The organism is Actinoallomurus sp. CA-142502 (genome assembly GCF_050936355.1).
GTDB lineage: Bacteria > Actinomycetota > Actinomycetes > Streptosporangiales > Streptosporangiaceae > Actinoallomurus > Actinoallomurus iriomotensis.
Window position 1 is genome coordinate 9,896,532 of record NZ_JBNJMY010000001.1, and the last position, 18,458, is coordinate 9,914,989.

General features: G+C 71.4%; 17 protein-coding genes. 8 read left to right on the forward strand and 9 right to left on the reverse strand.

Annotated elements, in window-relative coordinates:
• The first annotated feature begins 265 nt into the window (after positions 1 to 265).
• On the forward strand, positions 266 to 6,682 hold the full coding sequence (locus ACQEV1_RS46270; RefSeq protein WP_433403746.1) for a hypothetical protein: 6,417 nt from the start codon (positions 266 to 268) through the stop codon (positions 6,680 to 6,682).
• Positions 6,683 to 6,698: 16 nt separating this feature from the next.
• Here ACQEV1_RS46270 and ACQEV1_RS46275 read toward each other — a convergent pair whose 3' ends face one another.
• The 5 genes from ACQEV1_RS46275 to ACQEV1_RS46295 all read right to left on the reverse strand — a co-directional run bounded on the left by ACQEV1_RS46275 (position 6,699) and on the right by ACQEV1_RS46295 (position 9,506).
• Positions 6,699 to 7,274 carry a hemerythrin domain-containing protein gene (locus ACQEV1_RS46275; RefSeq protein WP_285626292.1) on the reverse strand — a complete coding sequence of 192 codons (576 nt, stop codon included), beginning with the start codon at positions 7,272 to 7,274 and terminating at the stop codon, positions 6,699 to 6,701.
• Between the two features lie 84 nt (positions 7,275 to 7,358).
• Positions 7,359 to 7,796 (reverse strand): hypothetical protein, encoded by a 438-nt coding sequence (locus tag ACQEV1_RS46280; RefSeq protein ID WP_285626290.1) that lies wholly within the window; start codon positions 7,794 to 7,796, stop codon positions 7,359 to 7,361.
• 118 nt (positions 7,797 to 7,914) lie between these two features.
• Positions 7,915 to 8,142, reverse strand: a complete 228-nt coding sequence (locus ACQEV1_RS46285) for a hypothetical protein (RefSeq protein ID WP_285579528.1) — start codon at positions 8,140 to 8,142, stop codon at positions 7,915 to 7,917.
• Between the two features lie 115 nt (positions 8,143 to 8,257).
• Positions 8,258 to 8,539 carry an SAV_915 family protein gene (locus ACQEV1_RS46290; protein WP_433403750.1) on the reverse strand — a complete coding sequence of 94 codons (282 nt, stop codon included), beginning with the start codon at positions 8,537 to 8,539 and terminating at the stop codon, positions 8,258 to 8,260.
• 73 nt (positions 8,540 to 8,612) lie between these two features.
• Entirely contained in the window at positions 8,613 to 9,506 is an 894-nt protein-coding gene (locus ACQEV1_RS46295; RefSeq protein ID WP_285626286.1) for an NAD-dependent protein deacetylase, read from the reverse strand.
• A 70-nt stretch (positions 9,507 to 9,576) separates the two neighbouring features.
• Between ACQEV1_RS46295 and ACQEV1_RS46300 the strand changes: the two genes are divergently transcribed.
• Positions 9,577 to 9,792, forward strand: coding sequence for a DUF2277 domain-containing protein (locus ACQEV1_RS46300; RefSeq protein ID WP_285626284.1), 216 nt, complete (start codon positions 9,577 to 9,579; stop codon positions 9,790 to 9,792).
• 165 nt (positions 9,793 to 9,957) lie between these two features.
• Complete coding sequence (locus ACQEV1_RS46305; RefSeq protein WP_433403754.1) at positions 9,958 to 12,312, forward strand: Tex family protein; 2,355 nt, start codon at positions 9,958 to 9,960, stop codon at positions 12,310 to 12,312.
• A 170-nt stretch (positions 12,313 to 12,482) separates the two neighbouring features.
• On the opposite strand, the gene ACQEV1_RS46310 is transcribed toward ACQEV1_RS46305, so the two are convergent.
• Positions 12,483 to 12,893: a hypothetical protein gene (locus ACQEV1_RS46310; protein WP_433403756.1), complete on the reverse strand. Its 411-nt coding sequence runs from the start codon at positions 12,891 to 12,893 to the stop codon at positions 12,483 to 12,485.
• A 110-nt stretch (positions 12,894 to 13,003) separates the two neighbouring features.
• Here ACQEV1_RS46310 and ACQEV1_RS46315 point away from each other — a divergent pair, with 110 nt between their 5' ends.
• From ACQEV1_RS46315 to ACQEV1_RS46335, 5 genes are all read left to right on the forward strand, one after another.
• Complete coding sequence (locus ACQEV1_RS46315) at positions 13,004 to 13,594, forward strand: TetR/AcrR family transcriptional regulator (protein WP_433403759.1); 591 nt, start codon at positions 13,004 to 13,006, stop codon at positions 13,592 to 13,594.
• A 140-nt stretch (positions 13,595 to 13,734) separates the two neighbouring features.
• Positions 13,735 to 13,998: a hypothetical protein gene (locus tag ACQEV1_RS46320; protein WP_433403762.1), complete on the forward strand. Its 264-nt coding sequence runs from the start codon at positions 13,735 to 13,737 to the stop codon at positions 13,996 to 13,998.
• A gap of 443 nt (positions 13,999 to 14,441) precedes the next feature.
• Positions 14,442 to 15,092 carry a nuclear transport factor 2 family protein gene (locus ACQEV1_RS46325; protein ID WP_433403765.1) on the forward strand — a complete coding sequence of 217 codons (651 nt, stop codon included), beginning with the start codon at positions 14,442 to 14,444 and terminating at the stop codon, positions 15,090 to 15,092.
• Positions 15,089 to 15,802: an alpha/beta fold hydrolase gene (locus ACQEV1_RS46330; protein WP_433403768.1), complete on the forward strand. Its 714-nt coding sequence runs from the start codon at positions 15,089 to 15,091 to the stop codon at positions 15,800 to 15,802. The genes ACQEV1_RS46325 and ACQEV1_RS46330 overlap by 4 nt, the downstream gene beginning before the upstream one ends.
• A 36-nt stretch (positions 15,803 to 15,838) precedes the next feature.
• Positions 15,839 to 16,531 carry an alpha/beta fold hydrolase gene (locus ACQEV1_RS46335; RefSeq protein ID WP_433403771.1) on the forward strand — a complete coding sequence of 231 codons (693 nt, stop codon included), beginning with the start codon at positions 15,839 to 15,841 and terminating at the stop codon, positions 16,529 to 16,531.
• A gap of 47 nt (positions 16,532 to 16,578) precedes the next feature.
• Here ACQEV1_RS46335 and ACQEV1_RS46340 read toward each other — a convergent pair whose 3' ends face one another.
• Genes ACQEV1_RS46340 through ACQEV1_RS46350 form a run of 3 tightly spaced genes read right to left on the reverse strand, consistent with a single transcriptional unit; the run spans position 16,579 to position 18,442 of the window.
• Positions 16,579 to 17,220: an MFS transporter gene (locus ACQEV1_RS46340; RefSeq protein ID WP_433403774.1), complete on the reverse strand. Its 642-nt coding sequence runs from the start codon at positions 17,218 to 17,220 to the stop codon at positions 16,579 to 16,581.
• Positions 17,172 to 17,576, reverse strand: coding sequence for a hypothetical protein (locus tag ACQEV1_RS46345; RefSeq protein WP_433403776.1), 405 nt, complete (start codon positions 17,574 to 17,576; stop codon positions 17,172 to 17,174). The genes ACQEV1_RS46340 and ACQEV1_RS46345 overlap by 49 nt, the downstream gene beginning before the upstream one ends.
• The gene (locus ACQEV1_RS46350; RefSeq protein ID WP_433403778.1) at positions 17,576 to 18,442 is read right to left on the reverse strand and encodes an alpha/beta fold hydrolase; all 867 of its coding nucleotides are present in this window, start codon (positions 18,440 to 18,442) and stop codon (positions 17,576 to 17,578) included. Before ACQEV1_RS46350 ends, ACQEV1_RS46345 begins: the two co-directional genes overlap by 1 nt.
• Between the last annotated feature and the right edge of the window lie 16 nt (positions 18,443 to 18,458).

Consider the following 18,458-nt stretch of genomic DNA (forward strand, 5'->3'; position numbering starts at 1 on the left):
CGTCCCGAGGTCGCCGGGTCGAGCCGGCGACCGCCGCCCGTACCTCTCTCGCCACTTTTTATGAGCGCGTTCAACCGTTATCGTGGCAGTAGGAAATGGACGGCCGGCAACTCTGTTAAATGGATGTTAATTGTTCGTGTCTTTCCGGATGAAAACGGAGAACTGTCGGCGAATTCTTGGTGAACCCCGGGTGGCCGGCCTGGTCGGCGCGGCCATCATCACGCCGACCTGCGATGGCATGCCGACGACCGGAGGGAAGTAGCCCATGTCCGGATACCTGGCGCATCCCAAGACCTGGGTGGGGTCGGGGCGCGGGATGCTGGATTCGGGAGACACTCTCGGCACGGTGGTTGACGCCTTGTGTTATGGCCTGATGGGCACGGGTGACTGCTGGGGTCAGGACGACATCGGCCGCGCTTTCTTCAATGGTGATGAAAAGACGCCGGGGTATGGGGCGTCGCGGACCCAGGTGCTGGACGCGCTGGCGGACATGGTGAACCTCCTGCGCGCCACGGGCGGGATGCTGATCGTTTCGGGTCACACCTATGCGCTGGCGGAGGAGGCGAGCACCGTCGGGTCCGCGTTGCCGCCGGGAGCGGACAAGGGGGCGTTGGCGGAGACGCGGCCGTACACGTTGCCGCCGGAGACGAAGGCCTTCCCGCAGTCGGACCCGGAGCCGTCGTCGTTGTCGCAGATGGCGGCGTTCCTGGAGACGCTGGTGGGCGGGTGCCCGTGGCCGGACGGGAGTCTCGGCTATATGAGCGGGCTGGCGCGGGAGTGGCGGATCGCGGCCTATCAGGTACGGCTGGTGGCCGAGGACGTGACGGGTCACGCGCGGGCGGTCACGGCGAACAACGCGGGTGAGGCGACGCAGCAGTTCGCCTCGTACGCGGACGCGCTGCAGGGCGGCGGGGAGGAAGGCGGCCTGGTCTGGCTGGCGGAGGCGTGTGAGGGCCTGGCGGGCTCGGTGGACAACCTGATCGCGCAGAAGAAGGCGGCGCGGTTGCAGTGGACCCTGACCCTGGACTTCCTGGTGGCGACCTGGGCGATCGCCATGGCCTGGTCGGCGTTCACCGCGGGTGGGTCGGTGGAGTCGGCGACGTTGGTGTCGCGGGCCGCGGGCCTGACGCTGAAGCAGTTCTTGCGGAACGTGGCCAAGGCGGTGCTGATGGGCGCCTGGTACGCGGGGGGAATGGACGCGGCGGGACAGTACGCGCGCATTCACTACGGGCTGCAGGACGGCTTCGACGGGGGCGAGTTCCTCAAGGCCGTGGGAGAGGGCGCGATCGCCGGTGCGGTGATGGGCGGCGCGGGCTCGTGGGTGGCGAAGCGGGGAAACCGGCTGACCACGGCATTGGCGAACCTCATGGGCGCCGACGGATTCAAGGGCGGGGCCGCGCGGTTCCTGTTCTCCGGCACGACGGGTACGGCGGGCAACCTGGCGGGCCAGGAGGCGGTGGAGCATCACATGGATGTGGGGCAGGCGGCCGCGTTCGGCTTCGGGATGGCCGCGCTCGACGCGGGCAAGCACGGGGTCGCTTCGGCCGCGCTCTCCGGGAAGAGGGGCTCCACCGGCACTGGTGGCGACGAGGTGGTCGAGGGCGAGATCGTTCCCGACGAGCCGACGCCCCCGCCCGCCGGAGCGCCTCCCCGCGCCCACGAGTTCCACTCCGAAACCGGCGAGGGCTACGACCATGAAGGCGAAGTCGTCTCCGATTCCGGATGGCAGCTCGAGCCCGGGCCTTCCAGCAGCGAACCGGCCCGGCTCACGACCGGCCCCACCGGGCCCGTACCGCACACCGAACTCGCCAGGGCCCCCGAGCCGCCCGCCTCTCCCTCCACCGGCCGAACACCGCCCGGCCACGGCGTGGGAACGGTCCATCCCGACACGCCGACTCCCAAGCCGTCCGCTCCCGTGGTCCCCCACGCTGGAGACGTTCTCGTCGCCGGCCCCCACCCGGAGAACTCCGCGTCCGCCGGGTCGTCGTCGAACGGCGGCTCCGAGAACCGGATCGCCGACGTCCTGAACCGCCCGGTACGCCGTGGCGGGCAGGCGGTGACGCCCGAGCAGCCGCCGCCTCACGAGCAGGGCACCGCCGCTCCGGCACAACCGCTCCAGCCAGGCGAAGGCGCGTCCCCTGCCGGTTCCGCGGGAGGCACCCACGGAACATCGGGTGACCGCCCCGAGGTCATCTGGCCGGACTACGCGAAGGACGGCGTGGCCGGGGACGGAATGGACGTCCGGACCGCCGAGCTTCCCGCCGACCCGCTCGCCGCGGCCCGGCGCTGGGGCAAGGGCTTCGCGCCCGATCTGGATCCGCGCGTCCGTGACGCGATCGAACGGCACCTCGCAGACGTGCTCGCCGACGGGAGCCCGGACCGGCTGCTCGACCTGCTGAAGAACGGCGAGACCTTCACCGTACGGGGCAAGGACGGCAAACACGCGGTGACGCTGTGGCTCAACCCTCGCGATCCGGTCCACCTCCAGGGGACCGGCGGAGCCCGCAAGTACTCGGTCGAGTTCGGAAGCTGGGAAGCGGCGGTACGGGAGGGCCGGAGCAACGAGAAGGATGCTTCGATCGGCGCCGCGCACAACGAAGAGATCTCCGACATGACCGACGACAATGCTCTGCCCGGCGTCGCACGGTCGAAGACGTCGAGTGAGACCCACGCCAGAGTGACGCGTGTCATGCCCGGTCACAAGGTGATGGTGGCCGCCCACGACGCCTTCGACGTCCGCGGATCGGTCGAGGTGTACCTCGACGGGGCCAAGGTCGCGAACGACGCCCGCGTCCCGGACCTTTCCATGACCATCGCCTACCCGGAGAACTTCCGGGGAGAGAATCCGGCCGACGGCACGCTGCCGCCGCTCCCCCGGCACGCGGTCCCGGACGACAGGGCGGGCGCGGTACGGCCGTACCGTCCCATCCTCACCGCGGTGGACAACCGCCCGATCGTCGCGAAGCTGGTCAGCCACGCCATCGCCAAGGGCATGCGGCCCGAGGCCGCGAAGGAACTGGCGAACAGGCTGGCCGCCGGACCACTCGGCCAGCAGCAGCTGGCGAACCAGGGCGCGGCCCTGCTCGACGGTTTCAGCGTCGGCGGCGTCGAGGTCCGGGCGAAGGTCGTGCGTATGGAGCATCTGGCCAGGACCCACGGGACGATCCGGGACGACCTCGCGACCAGCACGATCCACCGGGACGGGGAACGCAGCAAGGCGAAGTGGCAGGCCGCGGGCCGGATCAAGATCAGCTGGTTCTTCGACCCGTCCGGCCGGACCCTCAAGTGGTCCCTCGGCGGGCACTACCAGAAGGGCCATATCCACGTCACCATGAACACCGACACGAGCATGGTGAAACTGACCGCGCTGCAGAAGCAGGTGCCGCTCGACGTGTACCGCGCCCGGCTGGAAGTCGAGATCAAGTCCAAGGACCTGGGCACGTTCACGACCGAGGCGCCGAGCTGGCTGACCGTACGAGCCGAGGACGCCGCCCAGATGGAACGCGACATCTGGGGCGCGGAGAAGACCGACGGCCTCCTGCCGCCCCCGCCGAGCGCCCATTCCGCGGCACCGGCCCTGGCGCATCACGGGCCCGCGCGGATCCCGGAGGAACCACCGGCTCTGGCCGCCGGGCGTGGTACCGGCCGGGCGACCCTGCACGAGCTGCCCGGAGCCGAACGCATCGTTCCGCAGATCAGGGAAACGGTCACCGGCGCGGTCCCGGGCCTCACCGACGCGGATTCCAGCCGCCTCGCGGAACTGCTCGCGCCCTCGTTCGGCCAGAGAGGTCTCGAAGGACGCACGGTCGCCGATCTGGTGAACGGCGTGGACTTCAGCGCCGTGGTCAAGGGGCATCGCGTCGACGTGTCCCTCACCGCGAATCTGGGGGACGTCGTGAGCCGCTCCACGTCCGACGTCACGGTGAACACCCGGGACCTCACCATGTCCGGGGTCGTGGTGGGACACGGCAAGGTCTTCGGAGTCGGGGCGGACACCGTCGGCGCGGTGGAGCTCAAGCTCGACGGCGTGGCCGACATGCCCGGCAGCCCTCGCCTCCGCCGGCTTCTCGCACCGCTGAAGTGGGTCAAGGTCAGCCCCGCCAAGCTCACCGGAAGCGTGGGGCTCGACCGGACCAGGGGCGACGAGCTCGTGAAGAACATGACCACGTACTCGCGGAGGGAGACGAGCGGGCCGACCATAACGATCAAGAAGAGCGTCTCGTACACGGCGCGGGTGCGGGTGCACGGACCGGACGGGTCCCCCATGACGGACGTCTCGTGGAACATACACGGGAAGGACATGACCGCCAATGTCCTGGTGCCGGAGGTGCACGTCCCCCGCGGCGCCAACGCCGACGTCGCCGACATCGGCCGGCTCGAACGGACCACGGACTTCCCCGAGAACTCCCTGGATCTGTCCGGTCAGGTCACCGGGATCACGCCGACCATCGCCGCCATCCGGGGCCTGGACCTGGAGGTCGCCAGAACCCTGGCGGACCTGAACGGCCACGAGGCTCCGCACGACCGCCTCGACGTTCCCCTGCGGATCCGCGACGCGACCCAGCCCTCGCGGCTGCAGACCGACTTCGGCAGGTACACGGCCCCCGGCGGTCTGAAGATCCCCGTCGGCGAGACGGCGGACGGCTGGCAGCAGGCCGTACGGATCGAGCTCAGAGTCGGTGCCCCGCGCGACCAGTTCCCGGTCCGGGGGATCGAGAGCGAGCACTACCGCACCACGGGCTATGAGGGCGTCGCCACGACGGAGGGCGGCTGGCACCTGGCCGGGCAGGCACGGCTCCTCGGCGTCCACGTCCACGCGGGAGACGTGGAGGGTCTGCACGAGGTCGGCCTCACCCGGGGCATCGGACGGAACACGAGCGTCACCGCGGCGGAGGGCTCGACCGGCGTCCTGCGCGGAACGTACTCGGATGAGGGCGTGTCGCACATCATCGACCGCGCGGACCTGCACATCAAGGTCACGCCGGTGCGCTGGAAGGGGCACACGGTCGAGGAGGGCACGCCCGTGCACCTTCGCGCCCACGAGAGCGTCGACCTGACCGTGCCCGACCGCATGGCGCAGAGGCACGCCCTCGCCGGGCCGCCCACGGCCGTGGTCCCGGCGACCGAGCCGCGGACCTATCTGCCCGAGGCGGCGATGCCGTCGGCGTTCCCCGAGGTCGTGGAGGCGCCGCACCTGCTCGACCGGATCGTCGGCGCGCTCGAGGACGCCGGGACGCTCTTCGAGGGAGAGCGCCTCACCGCGAGCCAGAACATGCGGATCCTCGAGAAGCGGTTCGCGCCCGAGGCCCTCGCCGCGGACCTGCCGACGCTGGTCGACCACGGTGTGACACAGGTGTTCCACACGCCGATCGGCGACGGCCATACCCGTGTCACGCGCGTCTCCGTCCGTGCCGAGCTGAACGAGGGCAGGCACACCGGCGATCGTCCCGAGCTCCGTCAGATGATCCGGACCCAGCCCGAGGACGCGACCAGCACGACGAGCAAGGCCACGTCCAGCCGCGGGTTCAAGTGGCGCGTCCGCGGGATCGTCGGCTACCACGATGTAGGCATCGGCGGTCAGCACACGTACGGGAGGAGCTCCCAGACGGAGACCGGCCACAGCGCCAGGGAGAGCCGGCGACGGTACGACCGGCGCCAGACGCTCGAGGGCTCGCAGGAATTCACCCACGACGTCGACTTCGAGGTCTCGATCCAGTCCGTGGACCTACCGGCCAAGGTCGCCGAATCCCTGGTCGACACGGCCCGGAACGCCAGCGGCTGGGTCGCGGCGCGGACCGGCAACCGTACCGCCGCGGCGTTCGGCGACCACCGGCAGAACGTCCGAACGCACACCGAGCACACCTCCGGCCGGATCGTGGTGGCGGTCTCCAACCACCTCACCCGGCCCGCCACGGCGGGCGAGCCGGTGCCCGGATGGAGGCCGGTGGCCGGCGAGGCGCACCGCTGGGCGAGGTACACCCCGCCGCTGGCCCACCAGGCCACGCTGCTCGAACCCGGCCTGCTCCACCGCATCGCGCTCCCCGGGGCGCCGGCGATCCGGGAGATGGCCGCGATGGCCGCGGTGCCGAAGAAGCTGCGCGGCCCGGTGCCGCAGCTGTCCGAGCCGCTCCGGGGACCTGAGCTCAACCGGTACCTCGACGCGGACCTCGATGAGAGGTTCAGCGAGCGGAACCTGCTGGCCCACGTGGACCAGCTCCTCGCCCATGAGTTCACCGTCGAGGGCGGCGACCACCGTCCGGGCGAGAAGATCCGGCTCGGAATCAACATCTCGAGTCTCGTCAAGGTCACCGACGCGACGTACAAGATCCGCATGTACCAGCAGGACACCACGCTCCACAAGGACACCCAGGCACAAGGGAGGAGCACGAGCCACCAGACCGGCGTCTCGGGCGGCCCGGAGGTCCTCACGGGCCTGGGCAGCCGGGGCGGCGAACGCGGCACGACGTTCTCGAACGACGCCGGCGCCACCGACATCCGGGAGCGGGACGAGGAGGCGGTCTCCCCGACCAACCTCTTCGCCGCCAACGTGACCGGGGTCGCTCACCTGCCGGACGGCACGGACCTGCTCGTGGACATCCCGCGCGGGTTCTACCTGGCGCTCACCGAGGCCGACCTCGCCTTCCTCAGAAGCCGGCACCCCTCGTTCACCATCGTGGCGTGAACGGAACGCGGAGCCGTCAGCGGCGCCCGCGGCGGGTGACCGTACGGACCAGGTCGCGGGCGCGGTCGGTCACCGAGGCGAAGACACCGAAGATCATGTTGCTCTTCGCCGACTCCACGCCCGGGTGCGGGTGCGTGGGCGCCATGGCCTCGGCCGCCTTGATCGCGGCGGCCAGCCCGCGCAGCTCCGCCTGACCGCGCCGGCTCAGCACGGGGAACTCCTGCTGCTCCTCGCGCTCGGCGTGCTCGAGAACCGCCGCGCGGAAGCGCGCGAACATCGGCGGGAAGCTCGGGTCGTGGGTGCCCATCCGCTCCAGGTCACGGAGCATGATCTTGCCCCGCTTCTCCTCCTCCAGCAGCCGGTCGACGATCTGGTCGCCGCGCGGGGCGATGCGCCGGACGATCGGGTGGACGACCTGCTCCTCCGCGGTCTCGTGCACGGCGAGCAGGCGCCGGAGGCTCTCGAACGCCTCCTCCCGGCGCCGGCCGGTGTTCGCCTCGACCCGGTGACAGAGGCGGCGGATCTCCTCGTGCTGACGCAGCAGCAACGCGACGGCGCCGGTCTGCGGCATCGTCTCCGGACGTTGGGCCATGGCCGGACTTCCTTTCTCCGCGCATCGCCGACTCGCCCAGGGACCTACCCGGTGCCGATCGGCGAAACCCTGAGCCCGCCCAGGTCACCACCGCAGGACGCTGGCGGACAGGGTGAGCGCGAAGGCGACGCCCACGAGCACGAGCATCGCCCAAGCCTGGGCCCGCAGCCGCCGGCGGAAGCGCGGCAGCTCCTCCGGAAGGGCGAAAACGCGAGCCGGCCAGTGCCGCCAGGAGACGTTCACGAAGACGCCCGTGGCGGCGGCGTACGGCACGAGGGCGACGGCGTAGGCGGTCGCGACGGCCGGCCAGGTCGCCATGACGGCGACGGCGCTGAGAGACAGCCCGGTCACCACCGCGACGACGCCACGCCGGTTGCCGTGGGCGAGCACGAGGAGGAACTCCTCGCGGCGGCTCTCGTCGGTGAAGAAGCGCGCCACGCGAGGCTGGACGACGAACATGCTGTAGGCCATCGAGCCCAGCCAGACGGCCGCGATCGTCAGGTGGACGATGGCCGCCGGCATGCACGACACCGTACTCCGGGTAAGAGCCGGACGGCATCGGTGCCGGGAAGCGGGCGCGGCCCGTGCCCGCCACGCCGCGGGGACCGCGGGCGGGAGGAGGCCGTCGCCGTGACTCCGCTCAGAGCTTGGTCATCTTGTTGTACGGCGCCGTGATGCGCTCGCGGCGCGGGCGGAAGTCGACGAGTACGGCGACGTCGTCCTCGACACCGATGACGACGCCGAGGCCGAACTGGTCGTGGACGACCTGGTCGTCGACGGCGAACCGCTCGACCGGCGGAGCGTCGGCCGGAGGCTTGAACGGGCTGGTGGGCAGATGTCGCCGGTTCGCGGCGCGGGGTGGCTTCACTCTTCTCAGTATGGTCCTGTGCGGCCGCCGAGGATACGAATACCGTCAGGCCGGTCCACTAATTCACGACGCGGCGAAACTCGCCGGCCGGGTTCGGAGGCGGCCTCGCGGCGGTTCACACCGCCGCCGGGACGGCGAGACGCGCCGTCGACGGGGTGGTGGCGACGACCCGAGGGTCCACCTGAACACGCGTCACGCCGAGCGGCGCGAGCATCGCGCGCATCGCGCGTTCGTGCAGCCGGATCCACGCCTGGCCGGCGCCCATGGCCTCGACCAGGCGCGCCTCGGTCGTGAAGGCGATCCCGACCCGTTCGCCGTTGGGAAGCCGGCCACAGCGGAGCGAGACCATCCCTGACCCGCTCCGTACCGGCACGACCATTAATCCCGTTTCGCTCATGACGGTCACGCTAGGGACGCATCAGACATCCCGGCGGCCCGTACACGGAGCCTTCACAGCGCCGCGGCGGTCCTTAACGCGACGCGAACGACCCGTCGCCCAGCTCCGCCAGCAGCGCGGTGAGCGTGGGCCCGAGCGGGGCGTCGAACGTCACGAGGGCGTGCTCGTCGCCCCGGGTGACGCCCTGATTGATGATGGCCACCGGGATGCCGAGCCGGGCCGCGTGGCGGACGAACCGGTAGCCGGACAGCACCGTCAGCGACGACCCGAGCACGAGCAGCAGCCCCGCGCGCGCGGTCAGCGCGTAGCACTCGTCCACCCGCGACTTCGGCACGTTCTCGCCGAAGAACACCACGTCGGGCTTGAGCAGGCCGCCGCAGTCGACGCAGTCCACCACGCGGAACGACGCGACCTCCTCGTCCGCGAGGACCGCGTCGCCGTCGGGATTGATCGCGCTGACCTCGGCGCTCCACGCGCGGTTCGCGGCGGCCAGGCGTTCGTCGAGGACCTCGCGGGAGGTGCGCCGGCCGCAGCTCAGGCACATGACCCGGTCGAGGCTGCCGTGCAGTTCGATCACGTGGTGCCCGCCCGCGGCCTGCTGCAGGCCGTCGACGTTCTGGGTGATGATCCCGCCGACGAGACCGCGGCGCTCCAGCTCGGCGACGGCGCGGTGCCCGTCATTGGGCGCGGCGCGCGCGACGTGCCGCCAGCCGAGGTGGCTGCGCGCCCAGTAGCGGCGGCGGGCGGCGGCGCTCCCGGTGAACGTCTGGTAGGTCATCGGCTCGGCCCGCCGCTTCCGGCCGGTCTCGCCGCGGTAGTCCGGGATACCGGACTCCGTCGACAGGCCGGCGCCGCTGAGCACCACCACGTCGCCGTCCGCGACGAGGTCGGCCAGCGCCGCCAGGCCTGCTCGGGCGCGCTCCGGCGCGTCCCGGCGTTCGCCCACAGTTCCGGTCGCATCACTCATGTCGCTCATGTAACGCCATGGCCCGGCGATGCCTTCCCGGCCGCACGGCCGAGGGCGTTAGATGGGCGGCATGTGCAGAAGCATCAAGACCCTCCGGCCACCGATGACCGATGAGGTCACCGACGACGACATCCGCGCGGCCGCGCTGCAGTACGTACGCAAGATCTCGGGGTTCCGCAAGCCGGCGGCCCACAACGAGGCCGTCTTCGAGCGCGCGGTCGACGCCGTGACGCGGGCCACCGCCGATCTCCTGGCCGACCTCCAGGTCCGTGGCGCCCGCACCTGACGCCCGAGTGACCACCGGCGCGCGACGCATGTTATCCACAGCCTGTGGACAACGGAGTCGGGCCGGATTCCGGGGATCGTCTCCCCGGACCGGGCCGGTCCGGCGCGACAATGTCAGCGGATGCCTGCACAATGCATCCCAAGCTCAGTGAGAGGGCAAGGGATCGTGTCGACGTCTGTTCACCAGAAGATCGCCGAAGAGCTCGGCGTGCGCGAACGGCAGGTACAGGTCGCCGTCGAGTTGCTCGACGGCGGTGCGACCGTGCCGTTCATCGCCCGCTACCGCAAGGAGGCGACGGGCACGCTCGACGACGCCCAGCTGCGGACGCTCGAAGAACGCCTGCGCTATCTCCGCGAGCTGGAGGAGCGGCGCACCGCGGTCCTGGAGTCGATCGAGTCCCAGGGCAAGCTGACCGACGCCCTGCGCGCGCAGATCAACGAGGCCGACACGAAGGCCCGGCTCGAGGACATCTACCTGCCGTACAAGCCCAAGCGGCGCACCAAGGCGCAGATCGCCCGCGAGGCCGGCCTCGAGCCGCTCGCCGACCGGCTGCTCGCCGACCCGTCGCTGAACCCGCAGGCGGCGGCCGAGCCGTTCGTCAAGGACGACCTGGACGCCGCGGCGGCCCTGGACGGCGCCCGCGCGATCCTGGTCGAGCGGTTCGCCGAGGACGCCGACCTCATCGGTGAGCTGCGCGAGCGCCTCTGGTCCAAGGGCCGGATGGTCTCACGCGTACGCGAGGGCAAGGAGGAGGCCGGCGCGAAGTTCTCCGACTACTTCGACTTCGCCGAGCCGCTGACGAGCCTGCCCTCGCACCGGATCCTCGCGCTCTACCGCGGCGAGAAGGAGGAGGTCCTCGACCTCACCCTGACCCCGGAAGAGGAGGACGGCGAGGTCACCGCGTACGAGCGGTCGATCGCGCGGCGGTTCGAGGTGCCGCTGAGCAGCCGGTGGCTGGCCGAGACGGTGCGGTGGGCCTGGCGCACCCGCATCCTCGTCCGGCTCGACCTGGACCTGCGGCTGCGCCTGCGGCAGGAGGCCGAGGACGAGGCGGTGCGCGTGTTCGCGGCGAACCTGCGCGACCTGCTGCTCGCCGCGCCCGCCGGCACCCGCACCACGATGGGCTTGGACCCTGGCTTCCGCACGGGCGTCAAGGTCGCGGTGGTGGACTCCACCGGCAAGGTCGTGGCCACCGACACGATCTACCCGCACAAGCCGCAGGGCCGCTGGGACGAGGCGCTCGCCACGCTCGGCAAGCTCGCCCAGCTCCACGGCGTCGACCTGATCGCGATCGGCAACGGCACGGCCTCCCGCGAGACCGACCAGCTCGCCGCCGACCTGATCAAGCTGATGCCCGGGCTCACCAAGATCATGGTGTCGGAGGCGGGGGCGTCGGTGTACTCCGCCTCGCAGTACGCCTCGCAGGAGCTGCCCGGCATGGACGTCTCGCTGCGCGGCGCGGTCTCGATCGCCCGCCGCCTGCAGGACCCTCTCGCCGAGCTGGTCAAGATCGACCCCAAGTCGATCGGCGTCGGGCAGTACCAGCACGACGTGTCGGAGACCAAGCTGTCCCGCTCGCTCGACGCGGTCGTGGAGGACTGCGTGAACGCGGTCGGCGTCGACGTCAACACGGCCTCGGTGCCGCTGCTGACGCGGGTGTCCGGCATCGGCTCGGGCCTCGCCGAGAACATCGTCCTCCACCGCGACGCCAACGGCCCGTTCCGATCGCGGAACGCGCTGAAGGAGGTGCCGCGGCTGGGCCCCAAGGCGTACGAGCAGTGCGCGGGCTTCCTCCGCATCCGGGGCGGCGACGACCCGCTCGACGGCTCCAGCGTGCACCCCGAGGCGTACCCCCTGGTCCACCGGATCTTCGAGTCGACCGGGCTGAAGAAGGACGGCGGCGACGTCTCCGCCCTGATCGGTAACACCACGGCGCTCCGGACGGTCCGGCCGGAGGATTTCGTCGACGGCACGTTCGGCCTGCCGACGATCACCGACATCCTCAAGGAGCTGGACAAGCCGGGCCGCGACCCGCGCCCCCAGTTCAAGACCGCGACCTTCAAGGAGGGCGTGGACAAGATCGCCGATCTCGAGCCCGGCATGATCCTCGAAGGCGTGGTCACCAACGTCGCGGCGTTCGGCGCGTTCGTGGACGTCGGCGTTCACCAGGACGGGCTCGTGCACGTGTCGGCGATGTCCAAGACGTTCGTCAAGGACCCACGTGACGTCGTCAAGCCCGGCGACATCGTCCGGGTCAAGGTGCTCGACGTCGACATCCCGCGGGCGCGGATCTCGCTGACGCTCCGGCTCGACGACGAGGCCGACCGGCGCAAACCGGGCGAGGGCCGACGCGACGGCGGCGGACGACGCCAGGGCGGCGGCGGACGCCAGGGCGGCGGCCGGAACGGCGGCGGACGCCAGGGCCGCGGCGGCTCGGGTGGTTCGGGTGGTTCGGGCGGCGGCGCGCTCGCCGACGCCCTGCGCCGCGCGGGCCTCGACAAGGGCCTGCCCGGCCACTGAGAGCCCGGACGGTCCTGGCATCCGGCTTAACAGGCGTGCCCACGACCCCGTCGATCAACGGACGAGCTCCGACCCGCTCTCAGAGTCCACCGACACCCTGCGCCGCGCGGCCACTGAGAGCCCGGACGCTCCTGGCATCCGACTGAACGGGCACGCCCAGACCCCATGGATCAGCGGGCGAGCTCCGACCCGCTCTCAGAGTTCGCCCGGCACATGACGAAGGCTGCGACCAGGGCGACGGTCAGCGTGCCGTCCCAGCCGACCGTCTTGGCCGCCTCCGCGATGCCGCCGTGGGCCGAGTAGGCGGCCGCGGTGACCGTCAGTGCCGCCTTGTTGGCGATCACCAATGCCCAGACCGCGCCATGGACTCGCGGCCTCAGCGCGAGCAGCGCGAACATCCCGCCGCACAGGAACAGGCCGTACATCCGCCAGGTCTGCACGACGAGGGTGGCATGGTCCGCCGCGGTCACATCGGAAACCGCGGTGACCGCCGCGAGCAGTGCGGAGACCGCGGCCAACCCGGTCAGAAGCTGCCCGGTGGTCCGCCACCGAGACGATGTGCCGGCCGTCGAAGCGTTCACGATCCACTCCCCTGACAAATCCATGCGCGACGAACTGTCGCATTAACGGCTACGATGACATGACCGAGCCCTTAATGCAACGATTCGTCGCATCAGATGTCGAGGCGGACATGACCCAGACCCGGCCCGGTGGCCGCACCGCACGCACCCGCGCGGCCGTGCTCACGGCGACCGTCGACGAGCTCATCGAGACCGGCTACGCGGGACTGAGCATGGAGTCCGTCGCCCACCGCGCCGGCGTCCACAAGGCGACGGTCTACCGGCGCTGGGGCACCCTCGAGGGTCTCCTGGTCGACGCCCTCACGTTCTTCGCCGACCAGTCCGTACCGACGCCCGACACCGGCGACATCGACGGCGACCTACGCGAGCTCGCCCGCTCCGCGCTGGCCGTACTCGCCGACCGCACCGGGCAGGCGCTGGTCCGGGCCATGGTCTCGGCCGGCCACCACAGCCAGGTCGCGCAGGTCATCCGTGCGTTCTGGGCCGACCACACCACGATGGTCGCCGAGATCGTCGCCCGGGCCGTCCGCCGCGGCGAACTTCCCCCTGACACTCGACCGGCGGACGTGTCCCGAGCCGTCGGAGCGCCCCTCTACATGCGGCTGCTCGTCACGGCCGAACCACTCGACAGCGCCGCGGCCGACCAGGCGGCCGCGGCCGTCGCCGCCGCCGCACGCGCGGGCGTCTTCGCCTCGTCGTGACCGAAAGGGCGTGAGACTCCAGCCTTCCGCCGCGCTGATCGTCTGGCGGAGGGGTCGGCCCTGACCCGCTCGGCGGCTGTCGGCAACCGCGAACGCGGCGTGGGGATCTCCGGCAGCCACTTCGACGTGCCGTGCGCCCAGTGCAGGATCAGCCTCACGCCGATGTCGACATCCCGCGGGCGCGGATCTCACTGACGCTCCGGCTCGACGACGAGGCCGACCGACGCAAACCGGACGAGGGCCGACGCGACGGCGGCGGACGACGCCAAGGCGGCGGACGCCAAGGCGGCGGCCGGAACGGCGGCGGACGCCAAGGCCGCGGCGGCTCGGGTGGTTCGGGCGGCGGCGCGCTCGCCGACGCCCTGCGCCGCGCGGGCCTCGACAAGGGCCTGCCCGGCCAATAGCGCTCAGCACTCCGGTGCCCCTTCGCTGCCGCCGGTTGCCCACAGCCGTGCTGCGGGCCTTCCGCCACCGGCTCACCGGCCGGACACTGGAGGGGAACTTGGGGCCGGAGGATCCGATAGCGGCGGGCCGGCCGGTGCAGGACGTGTTCAGCGCCCTGCACCGGCTCGCTCAGATCCGCCCCAGCCCGCCGCGCACCGCACCGACGCCGCCCGACACGCGGCGACCACGACCGCGCGCCCGCGGTGATCAGCCCAGTGGCGGACAGGCCAGCCAGATGCTCCGGGCGGGCCTTCTCGCGCCGTTGACCCTGACAGCCTGCCACCCGGCCGGCACGGTGGCCGCAGTGGCTTGACGGTCGCTCAAGGAGCACCCGGGGCGGGCTTTCCACTGGGCGAAACTCGCCGCTTCCGCCCCGGGATGGGCGCCGACCAGGCTGGTGCGCATGGAAGATCTCTTGGATCGGCTCTCGGTCCGTGAAGTGGTGGAGAACTGGGCGGTGTGGCGCGACGCCGCCGATTGGGAGCGGTTCGCCACCGTCTGGGCTCCGCACGGACGCATGATGGCGACGTGGTTCCAGGGCTCCGCCGAAGAGTTCATCGAGGCCAGTCGCGCCGGATTCGACCGCGGGGTGCGCATCCTGCACTTCCTCGGCGGGTCACAGATCGACGTCGTGGGCACGCACGCGGTCGCGCAGACGAAGATGACCATCTCCCAGCGCGGGAGCGTGCACGGGGTGGAGTGCGACGTCGTCTGCACCGGGCGCTTCTACGATCTGTTCGAACGGGTGCAGGGACGATGGGCGATCGTTCACCGGCAGCCGATCTATGAGAGCGATCGGCTCGATCCGGTCGACCCGGCCGCCTCTCTGACCCTGGACGGCTCCCTGCTGGCGGCGTTTCCCGTCGGATACCGACATCTGGCCTACCTCCAGACCCAGCTCGGATACGAGGTCAAGCGCGACATGCCGGGCCTCACCGGGCCCGAGGTCCGCGCGTTGTACGCGCGCGGTGCGTCGTGGCTGGAGATCGACGACGCGAACCCGGCGGCGTCCGGCTCCGCCCCCGGCACCGAGCCGGCACGGGAGCTCCGATGAGACTGCACGTCGCCGAATGGGGGGACGGAGACCGGTACGCCCTGCTGGTGCACGGCCTGTTCAGCGACGCGAACTCCTGGCATCGCCTCGGTCCCGCCCTGGCGGAGCGGGGGTACCACGTCCTCGCCCCGGAGCTTCGCGGGCACGGCCGGAGCCCGCGCGGCCGGTACTCTCCGCACGACTGGGCGATGGACCTCATCGACACGGTCCGGATACGGCCCCACGTCGCCATCGGGCACTCGCTCGGCGGGCTGGCGCTCGGCATGGTCGCCGAGGTCCTCGAACCGGCCACGGCCGTCTACCTCGACCCGGCCTGGCGGATGTCGGCGGACCAGAACCGGTCGCTCGGAGCGGTCTGGTCGAGCTGGCTCGCGTGGACCGACGTCCAGCAGCTGCGCGACCACCTCGGCGCCCGCTGGCCGGAGATCGACGTGCGCCTGCGCTGGGCGTCGATGTGGCGGGCCGACCCCGCCGTCGTCCCCGGTCTGGCGGCCGGCTGCGGGTACGACCTGTCGCCCGAGCGGGCGAGCATGCCCTCTCTGGTGCTCGCCGCCGACCCCAGCGGGTTCATCCCGCCGGACCACGCCGCGGACCTGCGGCGCCGCGGCCTGCAGGTGGAGACCGTCACCGGCACCGGCCACTCGCTGTTCCGTGAGGACTTCCCCCGATTCTTCGGGCGGCTGGACACCTGGCTGCGCGAGCACGCCTGACCGGGCGCCCCCAACACTTACGAAAGGTCTCATCTCATGACACGACTGCACGTACGGGAATGGGGCGAGGGCGACCGGGTCGCCGTACTCGTCCACGGCCTCAGTGGAGACTCGTCCGGCTGGCTCCAGGTGGCTCCCGAGCTCGCCCGGCGCGGATACCGCGTCCTCGCCCCGGACCTCACCGGGCACGGCCAGAGTCCTCGCGGGGAGTACAGCCGCGAACGCTGGGCCGGCGACCTCCTCGAAACCCTGCCCGCGCGCCCCGACCTGGCCATCGGGCACTCGCTCGGCGGCGTGCTGCTGGCGATGATCGTCGACCGGCTTCGCCCAGCCCGGGCCGTCTATGAGGATCCGGCCTGGTATCCCGCCGAGGGCGGTTACGGGGCGGGCATGCCCGCCATCGCCGACGCCAAGAATTGGACGATCGACGACCTCAAGAGAGCGTTCCCGCACTGGTCCGCGCAGGCCCACGAGGCGAGGCTGGCCGCGTTCGAGCGGTGGGACCCCGCCACGACGCATATGCGCTACGTCGAGACGGCGTACGTGCCCGTCATCCCGAGCGTCCCGTCTCTGGTGCTGCTGGCGGATCCCAGCGCGCTGATCCCGCCGCACCGCGCGGAGGAGTTCACCGCCGCCGGATTCGAGCTGCGGACGGTGCCCGACACGAGCCACAACATCCACAACGACGACCTCGACGGCTTCCTCGCCGCCCTCGACGGCTGGCTGTGACGCGGTGGTGAGCGGGAGGACCGGTCCGGCCCTCCCGCTCACCGTGCTCAGTCTCGGATCGGCGTTCGGTCGCCGTCGCGCTCCGGGTCGACGAGGAGGGCGAAGGTGATGCCACCGATCGCCACCAGGGCTCCGAAGTAGCAGAACACGCTGCCGTACCCGGCCCGGGCCGTGGTGCTCGCGTCGAGCAGCATGCCCGAGACGACGGGGCTGAAGGCGCTGGCGCTGATGCCGAGCCCGGTCATCACCCCGATGATGGCCGGACGCTGGTGAGAGGGCACGATCTCGGCGAGTACGGGGTTGGTGAAGGTGTTGACGGTCACCGAACCGCCGTAGCCGAGCATCAGGAGGGCGATGGCCGGCACCGGGCGGTGGGTCCAGGGAAGGAAGACGAGCACCAGGCCGGCGCAGGCCAGCACGGCGCCGCCGAACAGCCCTCTCGCGCGTCGTGACCGTACGCCCCGCCGCACCAGGCGGTCGGCGATGAATCCGGTGGCGAACAAGGCGATGACGCCGCCGACGCTGGGGAGCCCGAGCAGCGAGCCGGATGACAGGGCGGAGAAGCCGAGCACGTTGTGGAAGTAGGACGGCAGCCAGGTGATGACGACGGCGGCCAGGGCGTTCTGGGTGAGACAGGCGGTCAGACAGCCGATGAAGGTCCGGTTGAGCAGCGCCCTTCGCCAGGGCACCGAGGCCGGACGGGACGGCTCACCCGGCTCGGCGGAGGTGCGCGGCGACTCCGCCCCGTACGGGCCGATGCGCGCCGCGGCGAGACACGCTGCGCGGTGAAGCCCACGATCAGGCAGGTAACCCCGAACAGGGCGTACGAGGCGCTGGCGAGCGCGCCGAAGTCCGCCGCGGCGAGGTGCAGCTCACGGCTCATGGGCGTGGCCACGAGCCCGAGCAGGACCTTGTCGAGATAGACGACGACGGCGGAGGCCACCACCAGAGCGGTGACCACCCAGGCGCGAAGCCGGTCCGTACGGTGCCAGGCGGTGGTGAGCCCATCGCTTCCGGTGGGGGTCACATTCTCTGAGACGGCCATCACCGCTCCTCACCGAACGCGTCCCGCGACGAGACGTCGCCGGACGAGAGGGACAGTGTGGCGAGCCAGCGATCGATCTCGGCGTTCACATATTCGGGAATCTCCTGGTGCAGGCAGTGGCCGGCGCCCGAGACGAGGATCGCCCTGCTGGCCGGGTGGGCGAACGACCGCTCGTCGGCTCTCAGCCGTTCCGGGTCGCGGTGCAGGGCCAGCACCGGCTGGGAACGCTCCCGCAGCACGGCGTCGGCCTCGTGCCGGAACCGGAGGCCGCCCGGGCTGAAGGCGTTCTGCCGCCACGTACGCGCACGCGTCTCCGGCGACAGCCGCAGGACCGCCAGCCGCTGCCATTCGTCCACGTGCGGTGGCGTGTCCGGCCCTTCGACCAGACGGTCGACGATGTCCAGGGCGGTGGCCTCGGCGTCCGGGCCGTCCAACGCGTCGGCCAGTGCCCGCATGCGGGCACGGTCGTCGTCGGCGCCGGCGTAGTCGGGGTCCACTGAGACGACGGCGTGGACGAGGTCGGGCCGGCGCGCCGCGAGCAGGCTCGTCACCGAGGCCCCCATCGAGGCGCCGATGAGGACCACCGGGCCGGTCGCGAGCCGTTCGATCAGCGCCGCGACGTCGGCGGCGTACCGGTCGGTGGAGTATGCGTCGGCCAGGCCGGAGCGGCCGTGCCCGCGCAGGTCCACGGCGATCGTGCGGCAGCGGGCGCGGAAGTGCGGGAGCTGGTGGATCCAGGCCTCGGCATTGCTCCACAGCCCGTGGAGCAGGACGGTCGGCGTCGCGAGCGCGCCGGTACGGGTGGGATCGGCCGGTGGGTGGTCGACATAGAACAGGCGGACTTCGGGCAGATCGAGGAAGGGCATGCGGATACTCCTGCCG

Bases quoted from the DNA above. Each gene is read 5' to 3' on its own strand.
- ACQEV1_RS46270 (WP_433403746.1), top strand. From the start codon at position 266: ATGTCCGGATACCTGGCGCATCCCAAGACCTGGGTGGGGTCGGGGCGC.
- ACQEV1_RS46275 (WP_285626292.1), bottom strand. From the start codon at position 7,274: ATGGCCCAACGTCCGGAGACGATGCCGCAGACCGGCGCCGTCGCGTTG.
- ACQEV1_RS46280 (WP_285626290.1), bottom strand. From the start codon at position 7,796: ATGCCGGCGGCCATCGTCCACCTGACGATCGCGGCCGTCTGGCTGGGC.
- ACQEV1_RS46290 (WP_433403750.1), bottom strand. From the start codon at position 8,539: ATGAGCGAAACGGGATTAATGGTCGTGCCGGTACGGAGCGGGTCAGGG.
- ACQEV1_RS46295 (WP_285626286.1), bottom strand. From the start codon at position 9,506: ATGAGTGATGCGACCGGAACTGTGGGCGAACGCCGGGACGCGCCGGAG.
- ACQEV1_RS46300 (WP_285626284.1), top strand. From the start codon at position 9,577: ATGTGCAGAAGCATCAAGACCCTCCGGCCACCGATGACCGATGAGGTC.
- ACQEV1_RS46315 (WP_433403759.1), top strand. From the start codon at position 13,004: ATGACCCAGACCCGGCCCGGTGGCCGCACCGCACGCACCCGCGCGGCC.
- ACQEV1_RS46325 (WP_433403765.1), top strand. From the start codon at position 14,442: ATGGAAGATCTCTTGGATCGGCTCTCGGTCCGTGAAGTGGTGGAGAAC.
- ACQEV1_RS46330 (WP_433403768.1), top strand. From the start codon at position 15,089: ATGAGACTGCACGTCGCCGAATGGGGGGACGGAGACCGGTACGCCCTG.
- ACQEV1_RS46335 (WP_433403771.1), top strand. From the start codon at position 15,839: ATGACACGACTGCACGTACGGGAATGGGGCGAGGGCGACCGGGTCGCC.
- ACQEV1_RS46345 (WP_433403776.1), bottom strand. From the start codon at position 17,576: ATGGCCGTCTCAGAGAATGTGACCCCCACCGGAAGCGATGGGCTCACC.
- ACQEV1_RS46350 (WP_433403778.1), bottom strand. From the start codon at position 18,442: ATGCCCTTCCTCGATCTGCCCGAAGTCCGCCTGTTCTATGTCGACCAC.